This window comes from Piscicoccus intestinalis NBRC 104926 (assembly GCF_001515525.1).
Taxonomy (GTDB): Bacteria; Actinomycetota; Actinomycetes; order Actinomycetales; family Dermatophilaceae; genus Kineosphaera; species Kineosphaera intestinalis.
Genome location: NZ_BCNQ01000048.1, coordinates 24453 through 34744 on the forward strand (window position 1 = coordinate 24453; position 10292 = coordinate 34744).

Genomic DNA, 10292 nt, shown 5'->3' on the forward strand with positions numbered 1-10292 from the left:
CTCTGCCCGCTCCCGGGCGCGCTGATGTCGGGTCCGCGCGCCCGGGCTGGGTGTCAGAGGTCGGTGCGGGCGTGCGCCCGCTCGGCGAGCCGGCAGCCGATCACGAGGGCCGCGACCGCGGCGACGGCGAGCACGAGCGGCACGGGCCCGCTGTAGAGCAGGTCGACCAGCCCCCGCGTGGAGTCGGACAGGTCGACGCCGCCCACGAACGGCACGGTGCCGATGCCCATGAGCAGGCCGATCAGCGTCACGGTCACGGCCTGTTGCCATGCCGGCGAGGCGCAGTAGCCCAGCGTGAGCCGGACGGCCGAGACGGTGACCACCGCCGCGCGAGCGGCGGCACGACCAGAGCGGTCGCCAGGTTCCAGCCGAGCGCGGACCACGCGAGGGCGACCACGCCGGTGGCCGCGAGGACGACCCCCGCCGTGCCGGCCAGACCCAGATAACGGGCGCGGACCGCCTCCGCACGAGGGACGCCGAGCACGCTTTGCAGGCCGCCGACGTCGCCGAGCGGCCGAAGGTCCCGGTGCGCGGAGCCCAGCCCGGCCAGCCACAGGGCCGCCAGGAGCCAGAACGGGCTCAGCACGCCCCACCAGGCACACCCGACGAGACCGACCGCCGCCATCGCGGCGTGCACCCGGTACTGGCCGGAGTTGATGCGTGCATCCAGCACAAGGGCCTTGAACATCGCGCGTCCGTCATGTCGTAGAGACGAATCGAGCACGACTGCGTGAGCGCTCATCACACGTCCTTCCTCGAGTACCAACGTTGGGTAGTCAGGTATGAGGCGGGCACGGCGATCAGGTCGACCGCGCCGATAACGACCAGCGAGACGAGCGTGAACCGCACCCCGTCGGTGTCGGGCGCCGCGCCAAGCGCCACCCCGCCGATCATCACGGCCACGAACAGCAGCCCCGCGGCGAGCATGACCACGTAGGTGGTGGAGTCGCCGTGTCGGATCCGGGCCGGCACGCCGGCGGCGAGCGCGAACAGGATCGCCCCGCTGCCGATCCACAGGGTGGCCAAGTACTCGGAGACGGGCCGGTCCAGCAGCGCACCGACGCCCCAGATCGCGAGGGTGAACACCACCGCGATCGTCGTGAGCAGCAGGCCCATCCACACGTAGCGCGCGGCGACGACCGTTCGCCGGGACAGGCCGACGATGCTGCGCAGGCGTGACCCGTGATCGGTCTCGTCCACCCGCCACGGCGCCAGCACAAACTGCAGGGCCCACATGCCGACGAGCCCGATGAGGATGCCGGCGGCGTCGAACGCGACGGTGGCCAGCGCCCCGACCGACACCAACGCCGCCGCCGTCCAGATCGTGCGGGCATCGAGCGCCGTCAGGTCCAAGCGCAGCGCCGCCCCGACGCCACCGGCCCCTGCGCGGTCCGGGCGCCCGGCGTCGACGAGCCGGGCGCTCATGACCGTCTGCCTCTGGCGATGCCGACGACGATCTGCTCGAGCGTCGGCTGCTCGCGCACGAGGCCGCCCCTCCAGCCGTCGGCCTCGTGCGCGAGCGCCAGGCCCTCGAAACCGGCTCCGTGTTCGCGCAGCCCGTAGATCGACGCGCGCATCGCGTCGGTGAGGTCGTCGGGGCCGCCGCCCACGAGTCGGTAGTCGGCGAGCAGGTCCGGCGTAGGAGCGCTGGTGAGCAGCCGGCCGCGGTCGAGCACCGCGACATAGTCGGCGATGCGCTCGAGGTCACTGGTGATATGGGTCGAGAACAGCACCGCGCGGCTCTCCTCCTGCATGAACTCGGCGACGAGGTCGATGAACTCGTCGCGGGCGAGGGGGTCGAGGCCCGAGGTGGGCTCATCGAGCACAAGCAGCGTCGGCTCGTGCGCGAGCGCGACCGCCATCTGCAACTTCATGCCGGTGCCGCGCGACATGTCCTTCAGGCGGGTGTCCGTCGGCACGCCCAGGCGCGTGAGCAGGCTCCGGTAGCGATCGCCCGACCACGCCGGATAGAAGGGCCGGACGGCCTTCTCGATGGCCAGCGGAGTCCAGGAGCGCAGGAAGTACGGGGTGTCGAGCACGACCCCGACGCGATCCATCGGCGGCATCGCGATGTGTCCTTCGTCCGGTACAACCGTGCCGATGGCCGCGCCGATCGTCGTCGTCTTGCCCGAGCCGTTGGCCCCAACGAGGCCGACGACGTAGCCGCGCGGCACGTCGAGGTCGATGCCGTCGAGGGTGAAGCCGTCGAAGTGCTTGCGCAGCCCCCGGATCTGCAGTGCGCAGGTCGGGTCGGCCGCACGGTGCGGGTGCAGTGCCGCGTTCATGTCGTGCCTCCCTGTCGTGTCGAGCTCTGGCTGGTCGCCTCGGCTGGGTCGTCGTGTGTGCTTTCGGCTGCGCTCTCCTCGGCGGCGGCGAGGAGGGCGTCGAGGCTGGCGCGCACGTCGTCGTCGCTCAGGCGGCCGAGACGGGCAGCGTCGATGGCGGCGCCGAGGTGGCGTTCGACCTCGCTGACGATGTGCTCGCGCACGAGGTCGCTGTCGCGGGGCAGCACGAACGCGCCCTTGCCCTGGACGTTGGCGATGAAGCCCTCCGCCGCGAGATCGGAGTAGGCGCGCGTGGTCGTGATGACCGACACCCGCAGGTCGCGCGCGAGCCCCCGGATCGACGGCAGCTGCTCCCCCTCCGCGAGCTCCCCCGCGAGGATCGCCGCCCTGATCTGCGTCGCGATCTGCTCGTAGATCGGCTGCCCCGAGGTGTTCGCGATGACGATCCGCATCTCCCCTCCCTTCTGTATATAGACACTATAGACAGTAGATGCAGTAAGCGCACCTACTTCCCCAATGTCCGTGGAGGGGGTTGTGCCGCAAGGCGTCCCGAGCTTGTCGGAGGTCGTGTCTAGGGTTGGCGCGTGACCTTCTCCGTGCACCGGGCGACCGCGAGCGACCATCTGGCCGATGGTCTCGCGGCGCTGCTCGCGGAGCCGGTGGCCGACCCCTTCGCGCAAGAGGTCGTCGCGGTGCCGGCCCGCGGGGTCGAGCGGTGGCTGGCGCAGCGGCTCTCGCACCGACTCGGGGCCAAGCCCGGGCGCTCCGACGGGGTCGCGGCCGGCATCCGTGTCCTCTCGCCGCACTCGCTCGTCGCGCTCGTGCTCGGCGTCGACCGCGACGACCCGTGGCACCCGGCGCAGCTCATGTGGCCGGTACTGGAGGCGGTCGACGCCTGCCTTACGGAGCCGTGGGCCCGCGTGCTCGCGGCCCATCTCGGGGAGGATCGCGCGCTCGCGGAGTCCGAACGCGACCTGCGGCGCGGGCGCCGACTCGCCGTCGCGCGGCGGCTGGCCACGCTGTTCGCTTCGTACGCCCAGCAGCGGCCGGCGATGCTCACCGACTGGCGGCTCGGTAGTGACGGCGACGGGCTCGGCGGTGTGCTCGACGCCGATCTCGCCTGGCAGCCGCGGTTGTGGCGGGAGGTGCTGGGCCGGGTCGCGGCACCGGCTCCCGACGAGCGGCTCGCCGACGTGCTGGCGCGGCTCGAGTCCGACGCCGAGCCCGAGGGTCTCGACCTGCCCGGTCGGCTGTCGCTGTTCGGGCACACCCGGATCGCCCGCAGCGAACTACAGGTGCTCGCGGCGCTGGGGCGGCACCGCGACGTGCACCTGTGGCTGCCGCAGGCCTCCCCCGCGGCGTGGGAACGCCTCGCCGCCGAGTCCGCGGCCGGCCCCGTGCCGCGCGACGACGACCGCTCCGCGCTGCTCGTGCGGCACCCGTTGCTGGCCTCGTTGGGGCGCGACGCCCGGGAGCTGCAACGCACGCTGGCGCTCGCGGGTGGCGACGAGCGGCCCGCGGCGCCGGAGAAGGAGACCGAGGCGGAGCCGGCGCCGACGACGCTGCTCGGGTGGCTGCAGCACGACATCCGCACCGATCACGAACCCGACCAGGAGGACATCGCAGCGCGCCACCTCGATCCGCACGATCGCAGCCTGCAGGTGCACGCGTGCCACGGCCGTGGCCGACAGGTCGACGTCGTCCGCGACGTGCTCACCGACCTGCTGCAACGCGACCCGAGCCTGGAGCCGCGCGACGTGCTCGTCATGTGCCCCGACATCGACGCCTACGCGCCGCTCGTCCACGCCGGCTTCGGCCTCGGTGAGGTGGTGCGCGACCACCTCGACACCGCCCATCCCGCGCACGGCCTGCGGGTCAGCCTGGCCGACCGCGCGCCGCAGGAGACCAACCCGCTACTCGCTCTCGCCGCCCGGCTCGTCGAGCTCGCCGGCGCGCGACTCACCGCCGGCGAGGTGCTCGACCTGAGCCGGGAGCCCGCCGTGCGGGCCCGGTTCGGCTTCGACGAGGACGACCTGGAGCGCGTCGCCGCGTGGGTCGAGGCCGCGCAGGTGCGCTGGGGCCTCGACGCGGCGGCCCGCGAGGTCTTCGGGCTGCACAACATCGCACAGAACACCTGGCGGTGGGGGGTCGACCGGGTCGTCGTCGGCGCGGCCCTCGACGGGCAGCAGGTCACCCACCTGGGGTCGGTGCTGGCCCTCGACGACCTCGACAGCGGCGACATCGACCTCGCCGGTCGTCTCGCCGAGCTCGTCGAGCGCCTCGGCGCCAGCCTGCAACGGTTCGGCGAGTGCCGCACCCCCGGCGAGTGGATGAGTGCGCTGCGCCGCGGGGTGCTCGACCTCACCGCCACGTCCCAGCGCGACGCCTGGCAGGTGGCCGCGATGAACCGCGAGCTGGCCCGCGTCGAAGCGGCGGCCCGCGGCAGCGCCACCCCCACGCTGCGGCTGGCCGACGTCGGGGCGCTGCTGGAGGAGCATCGGGAGGGGCGGCCGACCCGGTCGAACTTTCGGACCGGCACGCTGACGGTATGCACGATGGTGCCGATGCGCTCGGTGCCGCACCGCGTGATCTGCCTCGTCGGCCTCGACGACGGGGTCTTCCCGCGCACGAGCACACCCGCGGGCGACGACGCGTTGGCCCGCCGGCCCGTCACCGGCGAGCGCGACCCCCGCTCCGAAGACCGCCAGCTGCTCCTCGACGCGGTGATGGCCGCCCGGCAGACCCTCGTCGTCACCTACACCGGCGCCGACGAGCACACCGGGGCCCCGCGCCCGCCGGCCGTGCCGCTCGGTGAGCTCATCGACCAGGCCCGGGTGACCGCCTCCGGGGAGCCGGTGCGGCGGCTCGTCACCCACCACCCGCTGCAGCCCTACGATCCGCGCAACCTCGGCGGGGCCGACCCGCAGGAGGCGGCGGCACTCGAGTCGCTGGCCAATGAGGCGGGCACGACCGGGCGGCTCGCCGAGCGCGAGGCGGCCGCGGTCGGGCTCCGGCCCGACGGGGCGCCGTTCAGCTACGACCCGGTGGCGCTGCTCGGCGGACGCGCGCTGGTGGCCGAGCGCAGGGAACCGGCCGCGCTGCTCGACGAGGCGCTCCCCGTCGAGCCCGGTGACGACGTCGACCTGCTCGACCTGCAGCGGTTCTTCGCCAACCCCGTCGGCTCGTTCCTGCGCACCCGGCTCGGCATCGTGCTGCCCGACGAGCCGGAGGAGCGTGTCGAGGGCATCCCGCTCGACCCCGACGGGCTGGCCCGCTGGAGCATCGGCACCCGGCTGCTCGACGGCCGGCTCGCCGGCGGCGATCCCGCCGAGCTGGCCCGATGGGAGACGTGGCGCGGTGAGCTGCCGCCGCACACGCTCGGCGAGCGGGTGCTCGCCGAGGAGTCCGCCAAGGCGCAGGCACTCGCGGCCGGCGTGCGCGCCCAGCTGCGGCTGACCGACCCCGGTGAGCCGGTGCGGTTCGAGTCGCGCGACGTCGATCTCGCGCTGCCCAGCGGCCGGCGCCTCGTCGGCACGGTCGGCGGCATCGTGCCGTACTTTCCCAGCCTCAGCGCACTCACCGTCACCTACTCGACGATCGCCGCTAAGCACCGGCTCGCCTCCTGGCTCACCGCGCTCGTGCTCGCCGCCACCGGCGACCCGTTCGCCTCCAGCCACGTCATCGGGCACAAGGGCCGACGCAGCCGCGGCCGCTGGCTGAAGTCGCCGGTGCGGGTGTTTCACGGGCCGCTCGACGCCGAGGCGGCGCTGGCCCGGCTCGATCATCTCGTCGACGTGTGGGCCCGCGGCATGCGCGAGCCGATCCCGCTGTCTCCCAAGACGTCCGCCGCCTGGGCCCAGGGTTTCGGAGACGGTGACGTGCGCACCGCCGACGACAAGGCCCGCCACGCCTGGGAGACCGACGAGTTCAAGGGCATCCCCGGCGAGCAGGACACGCCCGCGCACGTCGTCGCCTACGGCGAACGAGCTCCGCTGAGCGACGTCCTCGGCACGCCCCGGCCCGACGAGCTGTGGACTCGCGGCGCAACGAGCCGGCTCGGCCAGTACGCGCTGCGCGTGTTCGGTCCGATCACCGGCCACGAGCGGGAGGTGTGGTTGTGAACGCGACGCCGGCGACCGGCGCCCCGGCGCGCCCCCCGGAGAGCGCGCCAGACGTCGCGCACTTCGACATCGCCGACCCGTTGCCCGGGGTGGGCACGACGCTGCTCGAGGCGAGCGCCGGCACCGGCAAGACGTGGACGATCGCGGCGCTGGTCACCCGGTATGTCGCCGAGGGCGTCGTCACGCTGCCGCAGATGCTCGTCGTGACGTTCGGACGGGCCGCGAGCCAGGAGCTGCGCGCCCGGGTGCGCGAACAGCTCCTCGAGGCGGCCGCGGCGCTGGCCGATCCCCCGCCCGCCGCGGCCCGCGGCCCGCTGGAGGCGCTGCTGCTCGACGTCGACGACGACGAGCGGGTGACCCGGCTGCGGCGCGTGCGCACGGCCCTGGCCGACATCGACGCAGCGACGATCGCCACCACCCACCAGTTCTGCCAGCAGGTGCTGCGCGGCCTCGGCGTGGCCGGCGACACCGACCCCGACACCGAGCTCGTCGAGGATCTCGACGACCTGCTCGTCGAGGTCGTCGACGACCTCTACCTCGCGCGGTTCGCCACGGAGGCCGAGCCGGCGTTCAGCCGCGCCGTCGCCCTGCAGATCGCCCGCGACGCCGTCGACGACGTGCACGCGGCGATCTGCCCGACGGCCGCGGAACCCGGCTCCCCGTCCGACCGCCGGGCCCGCTTCGCGAAGGCCGTGCGCGCCGAACTCGACGTGCGCAAGCGCCGGTTGCGCGTCATGCACTACAGCGACCTGCTCACCCAGCTGGCCGCCGCCCTCGCCCCGGAGGACGCGCCGGCCCGAGCGCGAATGCGGGCGCGCTGGAAGGTCGTGCTCGTCGACGAGTTCCAGGACACCGACCCGGTGCAGTGGCAGGTGCTCGACCGCGCGTTCACCGGGCACGCCGCGATGGTGCTCATCGGCGACCCCAAGCAGGCGATCTACCTGTTCCGCGGCGGTGACGTCGTCACCTACCTCGAGGCGGCCGCCACCGCCGACCACCGGCGCACGCTGCCCTGCAACTACCGCAGCGACGAGCCGCTCGTGCGCAGCCTCGACGTCATGCTGCGCGGAGCCGAGCTCGGCGACCCGGCGATCCAGGTGCGGGCGGTCGAGCCGTATCTGACCGGCTCCCGGCTGCGCGGCGCCCCGCACCCGGAGCCGGTGCGCTTGCGCATGGTGCGCAAGGAGCACGTGCGCGGACCGATGCGGGTCGGGCCGATCCGCGAGCACATCGCGACCGACCTGGCCCGCGACATCGCGGCGCTGCTGGCGGCGGGCGCGACGTTCGCGCAGCGGGGCGACAGCTTCGACGGTGGCGGTGGCGGCGAGGACACCGGCCACGACAGCGGCGACGACCATGCGCGCCCGCTGCTCGCCCGCGACATCGCGGTCGTCGCGCACACCAACGCGCGGCTGCTGGAGGTGCAGGCGGCGCTGCACGAGGTCGGCATCCACTCGGTGACCACCGGCGGGTCGAACGTGCTGGTCAGCCGCGCCGCGCACGACTGGCTCGCGCTGCTGGAAGCGATGGCTGCCCCGCACCGGCGGCCGCTGGCGCGGGCGGCCGCGCTCACCGCGCTGCTCGGCTATTCGGCCGCGCAGCTCGACGCGGGCGGCGACGCCCTCGACGACGAACTCGCCGGGCAGCTGCGCTCGCTCGCCGATGTGTACACCCGGCAGGGCATCGCGGCGGTCTTCGAGGCGCTCGCGGTGGCAGGGTTGCCGCACCGGGTGCTCGGGCTCGTCGGTGGCGAGCGCGAGCTGACCGACGTGCGGCACGTCGCGGAGCTGCTGCACGAGGCCTCCGACCGGGGGCGCGTCGGGCTGGCCGGGCTCATCACGTGGCTGCGGGCGCAGATGGCCAAGGCCGGTCCGCAGAGCGCCGGGGCCCGCACCCGCCGCCTCGACAGCGACGCGACCGCCGTGCAGCTCGTCACCGTGCACGGCAGCAAGGGCCTGCAGTACCCCGTCGTCTACCTGCCGACGCTGTGGGACCGCTTCACCGGCACCAACGACCCGCCGATCGCCCGTTTCCACGAGGCGCCACCCGGTCGCGAACGGTGCCTCGACGTCGGCGGCCCGGGCGGGCCGTTCTGGTCCGACGCCGTCACACGGCACCGCGCCGAGGACTGCGGGGAATCGCTGCGGCTGCTCTACGTCGCGCTGACCCGCGCGCAGAGCCAGGTCGTGCTGTGGTGGGCCGGGGCCGATCGCAACACGCCCGCCTCCCCGCTGCACCGGATGCTGCTCGGGCGCCGGGCCGAGGATCCGGTGGTCCCCGACAGCGCGCCGCTGCGGCCGGAGAACGACGTGGGGCAGTGGCTGGCGCGCTGGGAGACCGCGGGGGCGCTCACCCTCGAAGACGCCGTACCCGCCGCGTTGACGCCGGTGAGCGAGCCGGCTCGGGCACCGGCGCTGGCGATCGGGGCGTTCACGCGCCGCATCGACCACGACTGGCGGCGCACCTCCTACACGGCGCTGAGCACACCCCGCGACGCAGACGGCTTCGAGGTCGGCGCCCCGACCGGCGGCGTCGGCAGCGAGCCGGAGTCGGTACCGCGCGACGACGAGCCGGAGGCGGCCGTGCCCGTCGAGGGCGACACTCTGCCGGGGCTGGCGCTGGCGGGCGTCGACGTGCCCTCCCCGATGGCCGCGCTGCCGGTCGGGGTGACGTTCGGCTCCCTCGTGCACGCGGTGCTCGAGCACGCCGACCCGCAGGCGCCCGACCTGCGCGGGGAGTTGCTGGCGCACGTCACCGAGCAACTCGTGCGCTGGCCGGTGGAGGAGGTCGCGGCCGATCCGGGGGCGCTCGCCGACGCCCTCGTCGCCGTGTGCGAGTCGCCGCTCGGGCCGCTCGCCTCCGGAGTTCGGTTGCGCGACATCGGCATCGGTGACCGGCTGTGCGAGCTGGACTTCGAACTGCCGCTCGGGGGTGGGGATTCGCGCGGGGTGTCGGCCGGAGAGTCGGTCGAAGCGTCGGTCGGCGCCGCAGCGGGAGCCAGCGCCCCGGCTGCAGCCAGCGCCTCCCTTGCCCCCGGGGCCGCGGCCGGGGCGTCCCTGTTGGGCGACCTCGCGCCGCTGCTGCGCGCGCACCTGGCCGCCGGCGACCCGGTGCGCGGCTGGGCCGACGTGCTCGACGCCCAACCCGCACTCGCCGAGCAGCAACTGCGCGGGTACCTCACCGGCTCCGTCGATGTCGTGCTGCGCACCGGCGGGCGCTACCTCGTCGTCGACTACAAGACGAACTGGCTCGGCCCGATCGGCGACCCCGACGCCCCGCTGACGGCCGCCGCGTACCGGCCGGAGGCGCTGGTCGAGGCGATGGGGCACTCGTCGTATCCGCTGCAGGCGTTGCTGTACGCGGTCGTCGCCCACCGCTTCCTGCGCTGGCGGCTGCCCGGGTACCAGCCCAAACGCCACCTCGGGGGCGTGCTGTACCTGTACGTGCGCGGCATGTGCGGCGCCGACACCCCGGTCGTCGACGGGCAGCCCTGCGGGGTGTTCTCCTGGCGGCCGCCGGTCACCCTCGTGGAGGCGGTGTCCGACCTGCTCGACGGCGCTGGTGGCGGCGGGGCCGGCGTTGTCGGCGGCGCTGTCGGCGAGGTCGGGGTTGTCGGCGGGGCCGGGACGACGGCTCGGCGGGGAGGCGCGTCATGACGCTGGAGATCTTCGAGCCGGTCGACGCGCACGACCGGCGGTTGGCGCTCGGGGCCGCGGGCGCGCTGGCCCGGTTCAACGCGGCGGGGCTGCTCAGCGCCGCCGACGTGCACGTCGCCCGTGCCCTGGCCCGGGCCGCCCGCGAGCAGGACGAGGTCGCGGTGCTCGGCGCCGCGTTCGCCACGCGCGCGGTGCGGCTGGGGTCGGTCGCGGTCGACCTGGAGGCGGTG

The 10292-nt window shown here is 74.4% G+C and carries 7 protein-coding genes and 1 pseudogene; 3 read left to right on the plus strand and 5 right to left on the minus strand.

Annotation, left to right across the window (positions count from 1 at the left end):
• Positions 1–53: 53 nt before the first annotated feature.
• Genes PINTE_RS09325 through PINTE_RS09345 form a run of 5 tightly spaced genes read right to left on the minus strand, consistent with a single transcriptional unit; the run spans position 54 to position 2737 of the window.
• Positions 54–257, minus strand: a complete 204-nt coding sequence (locus PINTE_RS09325; protein WP_157087154.1) for a hypothetical protein — start codon at positions 255–257, stop codon at positions 54–56.
• Entirely contained in the window at positions 254–742 is a 489-nt protein-coding gene (locus tag PINTE_RS09330; RefSeq protein ID WP_157087155.1) for a hypothetical protein, read from the minus strand. Before PINTE_RS09330 ends, PINTE_RS09325 begins: the two co-directional genes overlap by 4 nt.
• Entirely contained in the window at positions 742–1425 is a 684-nt protein-coding gene (locus tag PINTE_RS09335) for an ABC-2 transporter permease (RefSeq protein WP_068429152.1), read from the minus strand. The genes PINTE_RS09330 and PINTE_RS09335 overlap by 1 nt, the downstream gene beginning before the upstream one ends.
• The gene (locus tag PINTE_RS09340) at positions 1422–2285 is read right to left on the minus strand and encodes an ABC transporter ATP-binding protein (RefSeq protein WP_068429154.1); all 864 of its coding nucleotides are present in this window, start codon (positions 2283–2285) and stop codon (positions 1422–1424) included. Before PINTE_RS09340 ends, PINTE_RS09335 begins: the two co-directional genes overlap by 4 nt.
• Positions 2282–2737, minus strand: coding sequence for a GntR family transcriptional regulator (locus PINTE_RS09345; RefSeq protein ID WP_068429157.1), 456 nt, complete (start codon positions 2735–2737; stop codon positions 2282–2284). The genes PINTE_RS09340 and PINTE_RS09345 overlap by 4 nt, the downstream gene beginning before the upstream one ends.
• 132 nt (positions 2738–2869) lie before the next feature.
• Between PINTE_RS09345 and recC the strand changes: the two genes are divergently transcribed.
• From recC to PINTE_RS09360, 3 genes and pseudogenes are all read left to right on the plus strand, one after another.
• Positions 2870–6406, plus strand: a complete 3537-nt coding sequence (gene recC / locus PINTE_RS09350) for an exodeoxyribonuclease V subunit gamma (RefSeq protein WP_068429163.1) — start codon at positions 2870–2872, stop codon at positions 6404–6406.
• Positions 6403–10062 (plus strand): UvrD-helicase domain-containing protein, encoded by a 3660-nt coding sequence (locus PINTE_RS09355; RefSeq protein ID WP_084343419.1) that lies wholly within the window; start codon positions 6403–6405, stop codon positions 10060–10062. The genes recC and PINTE_RS09355 overlap by 4 nt, the downstream gene beginning before the upstream one ends.
• Positions 10059–10292, plus strand: a pseudogene (locus PINTE_RS09360) (exodeoxyribonuclease V subunit alpha); the annotation flags it as partial. The gene PINTE_RS09355 and the pseudogene PINTE_RS09360, both read left to right, overlap by 4 nt.